Annotated in this window: 16 protein-coding genes; 9 read left to right on the top strand and 7 right to left on the bottom strand. The window is 64.8% G+C overall.

All coding sequences use genetic code 11. The features are described 5' to 3' along the window. Window positions 1–2: 2 nt before the first annotated feature. The 3 genes from G6N67_RS01230 to G6N67_RS01220 are packed head-to-tail and all read right to left on the bottom strand — an operon-like array spanning window position 3 to window position 2,854. Window positions 3–887: a DUF4097 family beta strand repeat-containing protein gene (locus G6N67_RS01230; protein WP_036437362.1), complete on the bottom strand. Its 885-nt coding sequence runs from the start codon at window positions 885–887 to the stop codon at window positions 3–5. 33 nt (window positions 888–920) lie between these two features. Then, window positions 921–1,565 carry a response regulator transcription factor gene (locus G6N67_RS01225; protein WP_036437361.1) on the bottom strand — a complete coding sequence of 215 codons (645 nt, stop codon included), beginning with the start codon at window positions 1,563–1,565 and terminating at the stop codon, window positions 921–923. Continuing rightward, a complete protein-coding gene (locus tag G6N67_RS01220; protein ID WP_036437359.1) occupies window positions 1,553–2,854 on the bottom strand; it encodes a sensor histidine kinase in 1,302 nt (433 codons plus the stop codon). Before G6N67_RS01220 ends, G6N67_RS01225 begins: the two co-directional genes overlap by 13 nt. Window positions 2,855–2,958: 104 nt before the next feature. Between G6N67_RS01220 and G6N67_RS01215 the strand changes: the two genes are divergently transcribed. Both G6N67_RS01215 and G6N67_RS01210 read left to right on the top strand, forming a co-directional pair. Further along, window positions 2,959–4,098: a TDT family transporter gene (locus G6N67_RS01215; RefSeq protein ID WP_036437357.1), complete on the top strand. Its 1,140-nt coding sequence runs from the start codon at window positions 2,959–2,961 to the stop codon at window positions 4,096–4,098. A gap of 30 nt (window positions 4,099–4,128) precedes the next feature. Beyond that, window positions 4,129–5,004: an LLM class flavin-dependent oxidoreductase gene (locus G6N67_RS01210; RefSeq protein WP_036437355.1), complete on the top strand. Its 876-nt coding sequence runs from the start codon at window positions 4,129–4,131 to the stop codon at window positions 5,002–5,004. Between the two features lie 3 nt (window positions 5,005–5,007). On the opposite strand, the gene G6N67_RS01205 is transcribed toward G6N67_RS01210, so the two are convergent. Further along, complete coding sequence (locus G6N67_RS01205) at window positions 5,008–6,435, bottom strand: MFS transporter (protein ID WP_036437352.1); 1,428 nt, start codon at window positions 6,433–6,435, stop codon at window positions 5,008–5,010. A 172-nt stretch (window positions 6,436–6,607) separates the two neighbouring features. On the opposite strand from G6N67_RS01205, the gene G6N67_RS01200 reads away from it, so the two are divergent. The 4 genes from G6N67_RS01200 to G6N67_RS01185 all read left to right on the top strand — a co-directional run bounded on the left by G6N67_RS01200 (window position 6,608) and on the right by G6N67_RS01185 (window position 10,541). Next, window positions 6,608–6,835, top strand: a complete 228-nt coding sequence (locus G6N67_RS01200) for a hypothetical protein (RefSeq protein WP_036437351.1) — start codon at window positions 6,608–6,610, stop codon at window positions 6,833–6,835. A 97-nt stretch (window positions 6,836–6,932) separates the two neighbouring features. Next, window positions 6,933–8,156 (top strand): FAD-dependent oxidoreductase, encoded by a 1,224-nt coding sequence (locus G6N67_RS01195; RefSeq protein WP_036437350.1) that lies wholly within the window; start codon window positions 6,933–6,935, stop codon window positions 8,154–8,156. A 111-nt stretch (window positions 8,157–8,267) separates the two neighbouring features. Then, on the top strand, window positions 8,268–10,103 hold the full coding sequence (locus tag G6N67_RS01190; RefSeq protein ID WP_036437349.1) for a S9 family peptidase: 1,836 nt from the start codon (window positions 8,268–8,270) through the stop codon (window positions 10,101–10,103). A gap of 192 nt (window positions 10,104–10,295) precedes the next feature. Then, window positions 10,296–10,541: a hypothetical protein gene (locus tag G6N67_RS01185; protein WP_036438497.1), complete on the top strand. Its 246-nt coding sequence runs from the start codon at window positions 10,296–10,298 to the stop codon at window positions 10,539–10,541. Window positions 10,542–10,689: 148 nt separating this feature from the next. Here the strand turns inward: G6N67_RS01185 and G6N67_RS01180 are convergent, their stop codons facing one another. Next, window positions 10,690–10,959 (bottom strand): hypothetical protein, encoded by a 270-nt coding sequence (locus tag G6N67_RS01180; RefSeq protein WP_179976794.1) that lies wholly within the window; start codon window positions 10,957–10,959, stop codon window positions 10,690–10,692. A 486-nt stretch (window positions 10,960–11,445) separates the two neighbouring features. Between G6N67_RS01180 and G6N67_RS01175 the strand changes: the two genes are divergently transcribed. The 3 genes from G6N67_RS01175 (at window position 11,446) to G6N67_RS01165 (ending at window position 14,312) form a co-directional block, all read left to right on the top strand. Next, window positions 11,446–11,682 (top strand): hypothetical protein, encoded by a 237-nt coding sequence (locus G6N67_RS01175; protein ID WP_036437347.1) that lies wholly within the window; start codon window positions 11,446–11,448, stop codon window positions 11,680–11,682. Window positions 11,683–12,084: 402 nt separating this feature from the next. Then, window positions 12,085–13,332, top strand: a complete 1,248-nt coding sequence (locus G6N67_RS01170) for a tyrosine-type recombinase/integrase (RefSeq protein ID WP_051579009.1) — start codon at window positions 12,085–12,087, stop codon at window positions 13,330–13,332. Then, the gene (locus tag G6N67_RS01165; protein WP_235684101.1) at window positions 13,329–14,312 is read left to right on the top strand and encodes a hypothetical protein; all 984 of its coding nucleotides are present in this window, start codon (window positions 13,329–13,331) and stop codon (window positions 14,310–14,312) included. Before G6N67_RS01170 ends, G6N67_RS01165 begins: the two co-directional genes overlap by 4 nt. Window positions 14,313–14,498: 186 nt before the next feature. Here G6N67_RS01165 and G6N67_RS01160 read toward each other — a convergent pair whose 3' ends face one another. Beyond that, on the bottom strand, window positions 14,499–15,383 hold the full coding sequence (locus G6N67_RS01160; protein ID WP_051579008.1) for a hypothetical protein: 885 nt from the start codon (window positions 15,381–15,383) through the stop codon (window positions 14,499–14,501). Between the two features lie 170 nt (window positions 15,384–15,553). Then, a complete protein-coding gene (locus G6N67_RS01155) occupies window positions 15,554–16,021 on the bottom strand; it encodes a hypothetical protein (protein WP_131524786.1) in 468 nt (155 codons plus the stop codon). Window positions 16,022–16,228: the final 207 nt, after the last annotated feature.

Below are 16,228 nucleotides of genomic sequence, written 5' to 3'. Positions count from 1 at the left end.
TCTCATCGGTGTTCGGGCCGGACGTTCTCCACCACCACGTCGCCGTTGTCCGAACGCGCGGTCACCTGTGCGACAGCTGTTGTGGGGCTGGAGGTCTCGGCCACCCGGACGCGCGTCGACTCGCCCGAGCTGGCCTGCACGAGGTAGGGGCCGGGCTCAGGCAGCCCGATCACCACGTCGCCGTCACGATTGACGGCGTCGACCGTCTTGGGCGCGACCTCGCCGAAGTCCACCGTGATGTCGCCGTCGGCCGTGCTGGCGCTGAACTGCTCGGCCACGGCGATCGGGTTGCGCGTGGTCACATCGCCTGACACCGTGTGGATTTCGACACGCCGCGCCGCCCCGCCGAGAACCACGTCGGCGTCGGTGGACCGGGCCACCAGCTGATCGAGATCGGTCTGGATCAGCAATTCGCCGATGCCCATCCGGGTGGTCAGACTCAGCCGGCGTGCTTGGTCGGGCGGCAGGGTCACGGTGATCTCGCCGCCGCGGGCCCAGTCCAGTGGCGACGAGTGGTCCTCGCCGAGGGAGATGCGGGTGGTGCCGGCCTCGGTGTCGAGGTTCAACTGCTGGTCACCGGACCTGCTCGAGTTGACCAGGCGCAGGTCCGCGCGGGCCGTCTTGGCTTCGCGATCCGCGGTGATGCGCACACCGATCGGCACGTCACCGGTGTCCAGGGTCAGCGACCGCATGGATGCGGGCAGTTCCTCGGTGTCGGTACTCACCCGGAACGAGCTGATGCCCCACGCGGCGACGGACAGGCTGACCACCGCGCCGACGAGGATGACTGCCGCGGCGGCCACCAGGGTGACCCGCACTGCGGTGCGCCCGGCCGGGGACAGCGGCGGCGGTGGACTGGCCGGCGGAGGTGCGGTGACGGTCGTCATGAGATGAAAGTCCTTCCGGGAATTGAAGACTGACTACGATTCAAGGAACCGCAAGACCGCGAGGACGCGGCGGTTCTCGGTTTCGTCGGGCGCGAGGTCCAGCTTGGTGAAGATCGAGGCGATGTGTTTTTCGGCCGATCCGACCGAGACGTGCAGCGAGGCCGCGATGGCCGAATTGGTCTTGCCCTCGGCCATCAGCTGCAGCACCTCGTGCTCACGCGGGGTCAGTTGATCGAGCGCGCTGCGCCGGTGCGAGCGCAGCAGGATCTGCGAGACCACTTCGGGGTCGAGCACCGTGCCGCCGTTGCCGACGACCGCGACCGCGTCCAGGAACGCGGGCACGTCGGCCACCCGGTCCTTGAGGAGGTATCCGAACCCTTTGGTGTCGGAGGCGATCAGGTCGGCGGCGTAGCGCTCTTCGACGTAGTGGGACAGCACCAGCACGGGCGATTCGGGGTTCTGCGACCGCAACAGCGCCGCGGCCCGGATGCCTTCGTCGGTGAAGGTGGGCGGCATCCGGACGTCGACGATCGCCAGATCGGGTCGCTGCTCGTTGACCAGGCGCAACAGGTTCGTCGCGTCGGGAACCCCGGCCACCACCTGGTGACCGGCGTCGGTGAGGATGCGTTCGATACCGGCGCGCAGCAGGGCCGAATCTTCGGCGATCACGATCCGCATGGGAGCACCGCCGTGACGATCGTGGGGCCGGTGGCCGGGCTGGACACCCCGAACGTGCCGCCCGCGGCACGTACGCGTTCTTGTAGTCCGCGCAGGCCCGTGGCGTTCTCGTCGGTGGTGATGGAGGCACCGCCGCGGCCGTCGTCGAAGATCGAGATGTGCAGCAGGTTCGCCGATCCGTCGAGCCGGACGGTGACCACCGCCTGCGTGGCGCCGGCGTGTTTGGCGACGTTCGTCAGCGCCTCGGCGACGACGAAGTAGGCGACCGACTCGACCTCGTCGGGCAGCCGGCGCGGCAACTCAAGATGCAGAGTGGTTGGCACCCCGGAGGTTTCGGCGCGCTGGACGACTGCGGAAAGTGCCGCGTCGAGACCCCGATCGGATAGGATCGTGGGCGCGATGCCGCGCACCACGTTGCGCAACTCGACAAGGGCGGCCTTGGCATCGTCATGGGCTTCTGCGATCAGCGTCTTGGCCGCCGGTGGATCCGAGTCCAGCTTGGTCTGCGCCAGGCCGATGGTCATCGCGAGCGACACCAGGCGCGGTTGCACACTGTCGTGCAGATCGCGTTCGATGCGGTGGCGCTCGGTCTGCGCCGAGGAGACCGCGCCTTGGCGGGCATCGGCCAGTGCGCTCACCTGATACTGCAGCGCGGCGGTCGGCGACGGCGACAGCAGCCAGCGGTCGATCACGGCGTCGACGGCAGGTGCGAACACGAGGATCGCCGCCGCGCCGGCCGCCGCCACGAGAGCCAGCAGCCACGCCAAGGGCACCGGCATTTCGGGCAATCCGGCGTCGTCGTCGCTGTGCTGCACCGCCAGTGAAGCCGCCGGACCCAGGAACGCGAACGCCAACAGCGCCAGAGCCAGGCCGACGACGAGCATGTCGTAGCTCATCCGCAGGTAGTGGTGGGCGGTGGCCTTCCAGAACCGGGCGCTGCTCACGTCGAGCCACAGCTGATGCGCCCACCGCTGAAATCCCGTGTAGTGCGAAAGGTGTCGCGGCTGGACGCCGATCTCGAGACCGAACACGGCCTCGCTGCGGATCCGTTCGACCCGTTCCACGCCGCGCATGAGGTAGATGAACACCACGACCGCCAGGACGAACCCGATGACGGACGGAATCGACGAGAAACCGATGATGATGACGGACAACGGAATCCAGAACCACACCGTGGCGATCACGGCACCCGTGAGCATCGAGGCGCTGGGCACCAGGCCTATGGTGCGGTTGGCCTTGGTGACCGGGGCCTGCGTGACCGGTGGGCTGACTTCGCTGATTGCGACCATGCCCCCAACTTATGGATTGCCGGCGGGAAACGACACAGCGTTTTCCCGAGTCCCTAGTGGGGGATAACCACCCCTGCCGTAGTGATCCGGACGTAAGGTCTGCCATGACCACTGCGCAGCCGGACGAGTCCCAGGCCCGCGTCGAGGTGCTGGGCAACATCGGGCCGAACTGGTTCGCGTCGGTGATGGGTACCGGAATCGTCGCGACCGCCGCGGCCAGCCTGCCGGTGCACGTGCCCGGGCTGCGCGGATTCGCCGAGGTGGTGTGGGTGATCGCAGCGCTGCTGCTAGCGGTGTTGATCGTCGTCGTCGGAGGGCATTGGGTGCGGCACCCGACGGTCGCGCGCAGCCACGCCCGCAATCCGCAGATGGCGCACTTCTACGGGGCCGCACCGATGGCGCTGATGACGGTGGGATCGGGCGCTCTGCTGGTCGGCCGCGATCTGATCGGCGAACGGGTCGCGGTGGATCTGGCGTGGGTGTTGTGGACGGCGGGCACGGTGGGCGGGTTGTTCACCGCCGTGAGCATCCCGTTTCTGATGTTCACGCAGTACAACGTCGAACCCGACGCCGCGTTCGGCGGCTGGCTGATGCCCGTGGTGCCGCCCATGGTGTCGGCGGCCAGCGGTGCGCTGCTGATTCCGCACATGGCCCCGGGCACGGGTCGCGAGACCATGCTGTATGGCTGTTACGCGATGTTCGGGCTGTCGTTGGTGGCGTCGCTGTTGATCGTCGCGATGATCTGGAACAGGCTCACGCATTACGGCACGTCGGGCACTGCGCGCGTGCCCACCCTGTGGATCGTGCTCGGCCCGCTCGGTCAATCCATCACGGCCGCGGGCCTGCTCGGGGCCAGCGCCGCGCCTGCGGTGGACAGCGAGATCGCCGCGGGCATGAGGGTTTTCGGGATCCTCTACGGCGTGCCGGTGTGGGGTTTCGCCGTGCTGTGGATCGCGCTGGCCGCGTCGTTGACCGTGCGCACGTTGCGCCGCGGCATGCCGTTCGCGTTGACGTGGTGGAGCCTGACATTCCCGGTCGGCACGTTCGTCACCGGCACCACGCAGCTCGCGCTGCACACCCACTTGCCGGCGTTCAAGATCGCGGCGGCCATCGCCTATGTGGCGCTGCTCTTCACGTGGGTTCTGGTGGCGCTTCGAACGGCGCGAGGAAGTCTGCGCGGCAACCTGTTCCAGCCGCCGCCGAGCACCGGTCCGGTGAAGGCGTACAAGGATCCCGCGCGGTGACATGCCACAATGGCCGGCGTGCGGGTAGGGATGACGTTGCCGGTGATGGAGCCCGATCTCGATGCCACGGTGCTCAAATCGTGGGCGCAGGCGGTCGACGACGGCCCGTTCTCGGCGTTGTGCTGGGGTGAACGCATAGCGTTCGACAATCCGGACAGCCTGACCCTGCTCGGTGCACTGGCGGCGTGGACCGACCGCGTGCAACTGGTGACGACCGTGATCGTGCCGCAGCTGCACGACCCGGTGATGTGCGCCAAGGCCCTGGCGACGGGCGACATGCTCTGCGGTGGGCGCCTCACGGTCGGTATCGGAATCGGCGGCCGCCACGAGGATTACCGCGCGGTGGGCGCCGACCCGAAGACCCAGACCATCCGCGGGATGACCGAGCGGGTCGAGATCATGCGCCGCGTGTGGGCAGGGGAGAAGGTCACCGAATCGGTTCTGCCCGTGGGGCCCTCGCCTGCGCGTGCAGGCGGACCGTCGCTGCTGATCGGCACGATCGGACCGAAAACCGTGCGCAGCGCCGCGGCGTGGGCGGACGGACTGGCCGGGACGACCCTCGATCTCGACGTCGCCAGGCAGAACGAACTGTTCGACGTCGCGCGCGACGCGTGGGCACAGGCCGGTAAGCCCGCGCCGCACCTCGCGACGTCGTTCTGGTTCGCGTTCGGCGCGCACGGCCGGGATCAGGTGCGCAGGCATCTGCGCCGCTACATGAACTGGATCCCCGCCGAGTATGTCGACGCCATGGCACCGACCACCGGCTGGTCCGGCTCGGACGACGAGTTGGCTTCGGTGCTGCGGGCGTTCGAGGCGATCGGCACCGACGAGATCCATCTCATCCCCACCAGTGCCGACCTCGATCAGGTCCGGCGCGTGGCCGACATCGTCAACGATCTCGCGTGAGCGCTAGTGGGCCGGCACGGCCGACAGCACCAGAGGGCCTGGCTTGGGTTTCAAGATGATGCTGAACACGAACGCGGCCACCCCGATGCCCATGCAGATCCAGAACGCATGCTGGAACGTGGCGTCGGTTCCGGAACCGACGATCGGGCCGGCCCACGCGAATCCGAGCGAGGCACCGATCCCGTAGCTGGCGTTCGCGATGCCCGGCAGTGCGCCCGGTTCCTCGTCGGAGGCCTGCAGCACACCCAGCGAGCTCATCGCCGTCAACAGCACCGCGTTGAAGGCCAGCCCGTACAGCACCATCAACCAGATGATCGCGGTCTGCTGCTCGGCGAAGAACGCGAGCAGAGCGGTGACCGCCACGGAGGCAACGATTCCCGCGCGGAGCACGGTGACGAACCCGATCCGCACCGCAAGCCTGCCGACAAACGGACCTGCTATGACCTGGACGACGGCCGCAGGCGTGAGGAACAGCAACGCCGTCGTGGTCGCGTCGTGCCCGAAGCCGGAGTCGGGATCCTCGGCGAGCGCGGGCACCAGGAATCCCGTCACCACCATGAACGAACCCATCACCAGGATCGTCACTGCGATCAGCGGCCAGGCTTCGCGAGAACGCATGTGCCGCACGGCCATCAACGGGTGGGCCAGGCGGCTGTCGACGACGATCAACGCGATCAGCGCCAGGACTGCGACGGTGATCCAGATCAGCGCGGGTTTCGAGGTCCAGCCGTCGTGTCCGCCTGCACTGAAGAACAGGTTTACGCCACCGACCGTCAACGAGATCAGTGCCGCGCCCACCCAGTCCATCCGGCCCGTTGACCGGCTGCCGGACTCATCGGAAGGTATCGACTTCCAGGCCAGGCCGAGCCCCACCAGCCCGACCACGAGGATCAGCACGAAGATCGAGCGAAAGCCGAGGTGGTCGACCATGATGCCGCCGAGCAACGCGTCGCCGCCGGCCACACCGCCGTTGATCGACGAGATCACGCCACAGCACACGCCGAACATCGGGCCGCTGAGCCGTTCGCGCATGATCAGGAACGCCAGCCCGAACGTCACGTTGGACATGCCCTGCAGCGCGCGGCCGAGGACGAACATGGGCAGCGACGACGCGACGACGCACAGTGCCGTCCCGATGCAGAGCACGATCATGATGGCCACCAGCACTCGTTTGCGGCCGATGTAGTCGCTCCAGCGGATCAGCACGACGTTAGCGATCGCCCCGGCGAGGTAGAAGTACGTCGACATGGCCACGAAAGCGCCTGAGCCGAACTCCGTGGTGATGGCGTGATAGGCGGGCGCCACCATGGTGGCGTTGAGACCAAACGAGGTCACCGATGCCACCAGTGCGGCGATCATGAACACCAGCTGTCGCCGTGACATGGCGCCTGCGTGGTCGGCGACGGTAGGTGCGACCGGGGATTGATTCATGACGACCGCACTCCTGAACGCCGCGCCATTTGCTGTGAGGGCATCGTAGGTGCGGTTACGGCCTGGCGGAGCCGTATTTGACGCTTGCGTTGCCTTCGCCTTCGGTTAACGCTCGGCACGAGTGGGACGATAGAGGTACTGAGGCCGCAATTCGGCTGCTGAGGAGTGTGTGATGGGTTTGAAGAAGGTCGCTGTCGCGGCGGCTGCCGCGGGGGCAATGGGTTTTGCCGCGATCGGGTTGAGTGCCGGTCAGGCCAGTGCCGACGACAACTGGTGGGTGCCGATTCCACCGCCGGGCGTGGTGGGCGACGTCGTCAACGTGCCGCCGGGCCAGATCAGCCACCTGCCGTTCGTTCCGCCGCCGGGGCACTGGAACAAGCCCGGCAAGTGGTTCCCGTAAACCGCTGATCCACCGCAGCGCGTTGTCGCTGCGCGGTTCGGAGCCTCGCTGATATTTTCGACCGGGCCGGCGAGACCCGTCGGGAAAGCGAGCAGCGATGACCACGCAGCAGACCACGTGCGCAATCGTTGGAGGCGGCCCGGCAGGCATGGTGCTCGGATTGCTGTTGGCCCGCGGCGGGATCGACGTCACGGTGTTCGAGAAGCATGGCGACTTCCTGCGCGACTTTCGTGGGGACACCGTGCACCCGGTCACCCTCCGGCTGCTCGACGAGCTGGGCCTGTTCGAGCGGTTCGATGCGTTGCCGCACAGCCGAGTCGAGAAGGGCCGCTTCGACATCGGCGGGCGCACGGTCACACTGGTCGACTTCCGGCGATTGCGGCAGCCGCATCCCTACATCGCGATGGTGCCGCAATGGGATCTGCTCGACCTGCTCGCCGACGCGGGCAGGGACGAACCGACGTTCACTCTGCGCATGCAGACCGAGGTCACGGGACTGCTGCGCGACGGCGACGCGGTCACCGGTGTCCGTTACGTCGGGCCGGACGGCCCGGGGGAGTTGCGCGCAGACCTCACCGTGGCGTGCGACGGTCGCACCTCGGTGGTGCGCCGGGAAGCGGCGCTCATACCGCGGGAGTACCGGGTGCCCTTCGATGTCGGATGGTTCCGGCTGAACCGGCTGCAGGACGCTGAGTATCAACTGAGCCCGAGGATCTCGGACGGCCTGGCCTTGCTGTTGATCCCGCGGGAAGGTTACTTCCAAGCGGGTTGCTTCCTGCCCAAAGGGGGCGAACGGCAGCTGCGCGCCCGCGGGCTGGACACGTTCCGGTCTCAGGTGGCCGAGCTGGTGCCGGAAGCATCCGCCGACAGCGTCACGTCATGGGACGACGTCAAGGTTCTCGACGTGCGGCTCAACCGGCTCCGCCGCTGGCACCGCAAGGGCCTGTTGTGCATCGGCGATGCCGCACACGCGATGTCACCCGTCGGTGGTGTGGGCATCAACCTCGCGGTCGCCGACGCGGTGGCCACCGCCCGCATCCTGGCCGAGCCGCTGCGTACCCGTCGCGTGTCCGAACGCGACCTCGCGGCGGTCCGTCGGCGGCGGAACATGCCCGCCGCGGTGATCCAGGCCGTGCAGCGCGTCCTGCACCGGGGTCTCGCGGCCGCGCTGCTGGGCCGCGAGATCAAGCAACCGCCCGCGTGGCTCGTGAAAGTGGTTGCGACACTGTTCACCTGGGTGCCTTCGCTCTCGGTGATCCCGGCCTATCTCGTCGGAGTCGGACCGCTGCCCGAGCACGCTCCCGCGTTCGCGCGTCGGTGAATCTGCCCCATCGGGCACCGATCGGTGCCCACACGTGAATTGACGCTGCCGCACCCCGCCGGAACCATCGAGGACACCGGACGGCCCGCCTCGCCCAGAGGGAGTGATCGGATGACGGATGCGAAGCTCATCCCGCTTGCGGTTCTGTTGGGCAATCCCGAACGGGCCGGCGCCCAGATCTCGCCGGACGGCAGGCGGCTGTCATACCTCGCGCCGGTCGACGGCGTGCTGAACGTCTTCGTCGGCGACGTGGGTGCCGGCAACGACCGACCGGTCACGTTCGACACCGAGCGGGGCGTCCAAGGCTACTTCTGGGCCCACGACAACCGGCACATCATCTATGTCCGGGACAAGGACGGCAGCGAGAACTTCCGGGTCTACGACGTCGACCTGGAGTCCGGCGACGAGCGAGACCTCACGCCCCTCGACGGCGTGCAGTGCCGACTCATCGCACACCGCAAGAAGTTTCCCAACGACCTGTTCATCGGCATCAACAAGGACAACCCGCAACTGCACGACATCTACCACGTCGACCTGCGGACCGGTGAGCTCAAGAAGATCCTCGACAACCCGGGGTTCCTCGGCTGGGTGTTCGACGACGAGCTCGAGGTGCGGGGTGCGGTCGCCCCCACACCGGACGGTGGCGTGACCGTCATGGTCCGCGACACCGAGGAGTCGGACTGGCGGCCCCTGCTCACCGCGCCGCTCGAGGACGCCCAGACCACCGGACCCGTCGGCTTCACCAAAGACGGACGCAGCCTGTATCTCCAGAGCTCGGTGGGCTCGAACACCAGCCGCCTCGTGAAGATGGAGCTCGCCACCGGCGTCGTCGAGGTCATCGCGTCGGACCCGACCTACGACGTCAGCGGCGTCATCATGGAACCCGACACGCGTGAGCCCCAGGCGGTGATGTTCTACAAGGACCGCCTGGAGCAGCTGATCCTCGACGAGTCGATCCGCGACGACATCGAGACGCTCAACCGGCTGCAGGACGGCGACCTCGTGATCTCCGACCGTGACCACGCCAACCGCACGTGGTTGGTGGCCTACGACACCGATGTCGGGCCGGTGCGGTTCTACCGGTACGACCGCGATACCAAGCAGGCCACGTTCCTGTTCGACCACCGCCCCGAACTCAACGACTACGTTCTCGCGCCGATGGAGCCGTTCTCCTTCACGGCCCGCGACGGCCTGGAGATCCACGGTTACCTCTCGTACCCGCCCGGCGCGGAGCGGGCGAACCTGCCGACCGTGCTCAACGTGCATGGCGGCCCGTGGCTGCGCGATGGCTGGGGCTTTCACCCCGAAGCGCAGTGGCTGGCCAACCGGGGCTACCTGTGCGTGCAGGTGAACTTCCGCGGGTCCACCGGTTACGGCAAGGATTTCGTCACCGCGAGCAACCGCGAGTGGGGCGCGAAGATGCACGACGACCTCATCGATGCCCTCGAACACCTCATTGCGATGGGGCACGCCGACCGGGACCGGCTGGCGATCTACGGCGGTTCCTACGGCGGGTATGCCGCACTCGTCGGCGCCACGTTCACGCCGGACGTGTTCCGCTGCGCGATCTCGATGGTGGGCATCTCGAACCTGAACACGTTCGTCGAGTCGTTCCCTGAATACTGGAAGCCCATGATCGCCAACTTCCGAAACCGCGTCGGTGACCACGACACCGAGCCCGAATTCCTGTGGTCGCGTTCGCCGCTGTCCAAGGTGGACAACATCAGGATCCCGATCCTGATCGCCCAGGGCGCCAACGATCCCCGGGTGAAGCGCGCCGAGTCCGAGCAGATCGTGGCGGCGATGGCCGACCACGGTATCGACCATGAGTACCTGCTTTTCGAAGACGAGGGGCACGGCTTCGTCAAACCCGACAACCGGCTCGCGTTCTACCGCGCGGCCGACAAGTTCCTCGCGAAGCACCTCGGCGGCCGCGCGGAAGAATGACCGGGCGGAAACACCGCCGAACACGCTTTGACGTGCGAATACCACCCTGCGGCACGGGTTTTCAGGTGAACTCGGGCCGGGCTCGGTTCAGGAAATTTGCGGAATCATGGAATACGAGCGGCGATCAATGGATTGCACCTGGTAGGGCCGTTCAACCGAGCGGCCACCCGAGACCGAGTGGGGTGGTCAGAGGTGCATCTGAAGAAACGACTCAAACTGCTGTCAGCCGTCGCCGGCCTGACAGCGGCTGTGAGCATGGGCGTCCTCGGCGCGGTGGCGAGCCAGGCTTCCGCTGGGGCGCAACACAACTGGATCGAAGCTCCGATGAACACCGGAGCCACGATCACGGAATCGACTCCTGCCAAGGCGCCGGAAACGTCGGTTGCCAAGCCGCCGTTCACGTTTACAACTCCGGAAGGATTCGCGGTACCGCACTGACCGAACGCTGATTCCTGCTCACGCGTACGCGCGTGAGGGGCGATTTCTGTTGGGCCACAACGGTTTTGCGCAGTAGCCGTGGGCCCGGCCGATGAAGCGCGCTGTCAGGCGGGCTGCGGTCAGGAGTGTGGCTGCGGTTGGTGCTGCGTCAGCAGCCCCAACCGCCGCCCCAGCCTGCGTATCCGGGGTACCCCCATGGCGGAGGAGGTGGCGGAGGAGCGCCCCAGTACCAGGGGCCGCCTCCCCAGCCCGGGCCCCAGCCGTGGTGCCCCCAGCCCCAGCCGCCCTGCGCCCATACGGTGGCAGACAGGTCGGGAGACGGCGGAGCGCTGTGCGCCACACCTGAGGCGGCGCCGAGGGCGGCGATACCGAGCCCTGCGGCGATAGTGGCTTTAGCAAATATTCTGGTGAGTTTCATGGGTGGCGACACCTCGCTCAGAGCCAGTCCCGTACGGCCACCTCGGACCGCGATGCCTCGCGCGTGGCCGCGGTATTGAAGACTACTCCTTCGCATGCCGGATTGACACGGTCGAAAGACGAGGTTCTTGGCGGTTTTTGACTCAGGAATCGGTCTCGTGGCGGCGGCGTGATTCGAGTGCTGTCATGGTCCGCCGAACGCCACCCGCAACCGGTCACGGCGCCAGGGATCTGGGATGGCCAGGTGCGGTGAACCGTACGTCGCGATGAGATTTCAGCAAATAAGCAGCTGAAGTCGCTGGCATAATGCACCGCGCGCGACGGGTGCAGAACGCGTATACACCGAAATCGAAGTCATCTCCGGCTACGCCCGAACGTGGTCGGACTCAGAAGTTGTTCAACGCCGCTATCGTCGATCATGCTGACGTGTGCGGCAGAAGTGGTCTGGGAGCCGAAGTTTGGTCCATTCGCAAAGGGGGCAGCTTTGGTGCCGGCCTACACCCATGTGCTGGAGCAAGACAACAAGAGCGTGACGTCAATGGGTGGCTGGACGGAACCCGATGAGTTCGGCGATCGGTTACGTCGATTCGACGGTGCCGACCGATTCGTACTGGTGTTGTGGGCGCTGCCTGAAGACATGGACTACGGAGAAGCGGTGCGAGCGGGTCGCGATGGACTTGAGTACCTGCAAGCTGGTGGCAGCGCCGAGGCGCTGACGGACTAGCGGCTAAACGCTCATGGAGCACGCGTCAGCCGGTCTGGATACCCCGAAGGCGGACGTCCACCTATCGGCGCCTGGCGCGTATCCGCTGGTAGAAGTTGTGCCCCCGGCAGGATTCGAACCTGCGGTGACGTTTCCAGCAAACATCTAGTTTGACCAGCAGTTTCTTTGTCTCCCAACGGGTTTGATCTGTTCGGTGGTTCGCGCATTTCGCGCACTTCGCAACCGTTATGCTGTTCTGCATGGGTAGCTGGTGGGTAAGCGGCAGCAACGCCGCAGGTCAGCGCCCAAGGGCCGCAGGAATCTCAGCGGAAACCACAGGGAAAATCTGGTTTGCTCTGGCTCAGAAATCGATTCCGGCGATTTCGCGACGGGCGCACCAACACGAGATCGGGAGAATCTGAAATGGCCGCGAAAGTGGGACACCGCGCATGGGGGAGCATCAAGAAACAACGGACCAAGCGGCCAAGTTTCCAAGCGTCGTTCGTCGGCCCAGATGGGCGACGGCACTACGCGCCGGAAATCTTCACAACCAAGATGAACGCTGAACGCTGGCTTGCGCGCGAAAAGGACAACATCGAACGCCGCGCCGGAACTGACGAACCGTGGAAACCGCCGTCACAGCGCGCGCAGGAACAGAAAGCCGAGACGGTCAGACTGTCCGAGTACGGCAAAAAGGTGATCGACGCGCGCATCCTCAAACCGCGCACGCGCATCGAATATGAAGCGAAGTGGTCGCAGCTGATCGAACCCGGTTTGGGATATCTGCCCGTGCGAGATCTGACGACGACCGCCGTGCGCGCGTGGTTCGCCAGTTTGGACAAAACCAAAGCCACGCGCAACGGTCACGCGTATTCGATCCTCAACATGATCTGCAACACCGCCGTCAGCGACGGACTGTTAGACCGCAATCCCTGCGATGTGCGCGGCGCGATGAACCCGAAGACGAAAAAGCGCGTCAAGATCGCGACGACCGTCGAACTCCATGCCATCGCTGACAAGCTCGGTGCCGACGAAAACAACGCACGTTTCAAAGCGCTTGTATTGCTGGCCGGCTGGTGCGGTCTGCGTTTCGGCGAAGTGTCCGAGCTGCGCCGAAAGGACTTTGACCGTAAGTGCGAAGTGCTGACGGTTACTCGCGCCGTCACGCATCGCGCGGACCCCAACGCCGACGAAACCGACAGCGCTGCGAAAGCGGGCCGTTGCCGGATCGACAGCACCAAGGGCAATGAAGATGAGCGCGCCGTGACGATTCCGCCCCACATTCGCGACGACGTGAAAGACCACCTTGCGCGGTTCGTCGGTTCTGACCCCGAAGCGCTGTTGTTCAAACCGGCGCGTGGCGGGTGCCATCTGAACGACCGTGTGTTTAATAAAGACGTGTTCAAGAAAGCTGCCGCATCGGTCGGACGCGAAGATCTGTCAGCGCACGATTTGCGCCGGTTCGCCGGTTCGAAGAACGCACAGGTTGCGACGCTGACCGAAAACATGTCCCGGCTCGGACACAAGACGGTTGACGCCGCGTTGCGTTACCAGCATTCCCAAGACGGGCGCGATGCCATCGTGGCGGCGAACCTGTCGGCCAACGCACTTGCCGAGCTGGCCGCAGCGTCCGAGCACACCGACCCAGCCGCCCTGGCCGACGCGCAGTGAACCAACCGACCATATTTCAACTACTCGCGGCCTTTGCGAACCGAGAACAGAGGATCGAGATTCTGCAACGCACAAACGCGAAGGCAAAGCGCGGCGCGGAACTGAAACCTTGGGCAATGCAGGTAAAACGCCAACTGGCCGATCCTGGTAGCAGTCTTGCCAACGACGACGACGGTTTCATGACTGACTACGCGGGCGACATGGTGAGCGGAACCGCACTGTTCCCGATCATCAATGCCATCGATTCCCTCACCGCAGTGTCCGAGCTGATCGACGGTAGGGACGACTCCGGCGACCGCAAAGGTTCGGGCGATCACCACACGTCGTCAAACCTCACGCTGACCCGCATGGCAGCCGAATCGGCGGCAACGACGATATGGCTGCTATCGAATCCCGACCGTGCCGTAAGGCGAAGTCTCAGTGTGCGTTTCACCGCATCCGAGCTGAACGCGCAACGTGCGTTTCACAGATCGACGCGTAAGCGGTTCGATCAATACCCCGACACAAAACAGTCAGTCGCGTATCGAGAGTTCCTCGAACATGTCCGCCTATTCGATGAGCGGGTGAAGATGCTGGAACAGGGTAAGCAACAAACGCCGAAGGCCAAAGTGTTGGACAGTGGCTTTGTCGTTGCCGCTGCGGCGAAGTGGCTTGATCAGCATCCGCCACAACATGATCCATCCGACCTGTACGGCAACGCTTACGGATTCGAAGATGTTGCCGCGCGGTTCTACAACGTCAATTCGGCGATTGTGCACGGCCTGAAATGGCCGCTCGACTACATGCCGAACGGCGAGATTCAAATGGCCCGAATGATCGTTGAGTCCGTCAACATCGCTGTGACGATGGCTGAATGCGCGGTAGCCCTGTTCGAAGCGCAAGCGCAGAACCACACGACGAACACAGATCGACCGATCCTGTATCCCGACCGCTTGCAACCATCCGTCGAAACGTGGGCCGCGCTGTATCCACCGGATTGAGGCATGGGTAGCGGATAGGTAGTTGGCCCATCGATTCGGTTGTTTTCGCTGGTCAGCGCGTTAACCCCGGCAGGTTGCTTACCTGCGGTTGTCGGTTGACCTGGCCGCAGGATCACCGAATTGCACTGTGCTGCAACGTATTCCGGTCAATTCGCATACTGTGACCGTCTGGCCGCCGTGATGCTGTCACGAGCGGCCCCGTGGCAGCGCTCGGCGCACCGGGTGAACGACGGCGCGGCCCGCGTCGGCACGCTCACGCTGGACGCGCTCGGCGTTGCGCCGGTTGATCTCGGCAACCACGTCGTTCGCTTGCTCGGTGGTCATCGGGCCGTCGAACTCCGCAGGATCGAAGTGTGGCCGTCCCGTCAGCGGGTCAAGCGGGGGTACGCCAAGGCGGGTGGGTTCGCGTTCGTAGTCGCCTGGTGTGATCGTATGGCCGTAATCGATGACATCGCCGTCGATTTCGACCGTTTCAGCATCGATCACGTTGGGATCACTTGTGCCATAGCAGATCTCGTCACATCGCCGGGATTCGTCGACGGTCGCTTTCGCAACGTCTGCCGCGTGCAAACTCGCCAGCGGATCGTCGTCGTCGGATTCGCCGTCTTCGGTTCCCTGCGCTCGGCGGAACTCGGCGCGCGACGTGATTTCGAGCGTCATTGCTGCCGATTCTGCGATCTGCTCGAAAGGCTTTGCACTGACTTCGATTTCAGTCTTTGCCGACAGATTTCCACGGTCGAGCGCTTCGGTGATCGCGCGCAGCTTCACGGCGTCGGAAACGCCGGGATCGACGGCCATCCGGAGTAGTTCTTTCGCCATTCGGTCGGTTGCTTCTTCGAGCCGTTGCCGCGCTTTGCGCCGAACCTGCGCCGCGCGCCCGCCGTGCGATGGGCACACTCGCCCACCAGCGATAGCCCAGCGTTCGCAGGGCTGCCCGTTTGTCTTGTGCGCGGTGCATTTCCGTTGGTGCCGCTGGACGGGTTCGATGGGTGCAGAGTTCGAAGGGTGCTCGGCGTTGTCGTTGTCGTTGTCGTCCTGGCCGATGGGCTGGCCGTCGTCGTAGTCAGTCATGTGCTTGCCTTTCAGCGTTCCCGGTAGTTTCGTCGGTTTCTATTTGGTCGGTTTGCCGATTTGTGGTTTGCGACCCTGTGGTTTACCGATCTGCATTTTTTTCTTACGAACCATGTTCGAACCTGCCCGAACCTTGGGATTCGTCGGATTCGACTTGAACGCTTTCTTACTCATCCCGCTTTCGCTCCAATCTCGGTTTCGTCGTTATCGGCGATCTTCCATACGAACTCAACTCGCCATCGCCCTTGCCATTTTTCGGGTTCGATGTGAATTGGTAAAGAATCCCAAATCAGTTGTTCGTCAAACTGTGTGGTTGCGAGCAACCCCAAGCCTTGCGCCAGATATTCGCCCGCTTCCATCACCTGATTTTCGATCAATCCGCTTTCAGCGTTTGGGGGAATATCCGCAGAACTCAGAAATTCCCGAACCGCATCGGAGATCTTCGCCGTCAGTAACAGCGTTCGCCGATGCCCGGGACACAGACCACCTTGCGTCGCAGGAAGATTCGTGCACAGTTCGGCCGTGCACGGTTCCATCCCTTTCGGCGCCTTTGGAGCTTTCAACGTGCTTGGCGATCTCCGGAAGCGTGCCGGTTCGGTTTCGTCCATTGCTTCGATTTCCGTCGTAATCAACTCCATTGTTTGGCCCTTTCTGCGCCCGTCATTGTTTGCTTGCTCTGCCCCACATCTGCGCCGGTCTGGCCGCGAAGGGTGGAAGGGTGGAAGGTTCCACCCTTGCCGTGCGAAACCCCGCCGCTATGCTCCATATAGGCGATGAATGAATCTGTGTGACCTGGGGTTATAGAAATCGGTCGGAGACAGTTTTTCGCGCGAAGGGTGGAACCC

The sequence above is a fragment of the Mycolicibacterium mageritense genome, assembly GCF_010727475.1.
Lineage (GTDB): Bacteria > Actinomycetota > Actinomycetes > Mycobacteriales > Mycobacteriaceae > Mycobacterium > Mycobacterium mageritense.
Note: the sequence above shows the minus strand (reverse complement) of the source record. Positions and strands in the feature narration are given on the sequence as shown.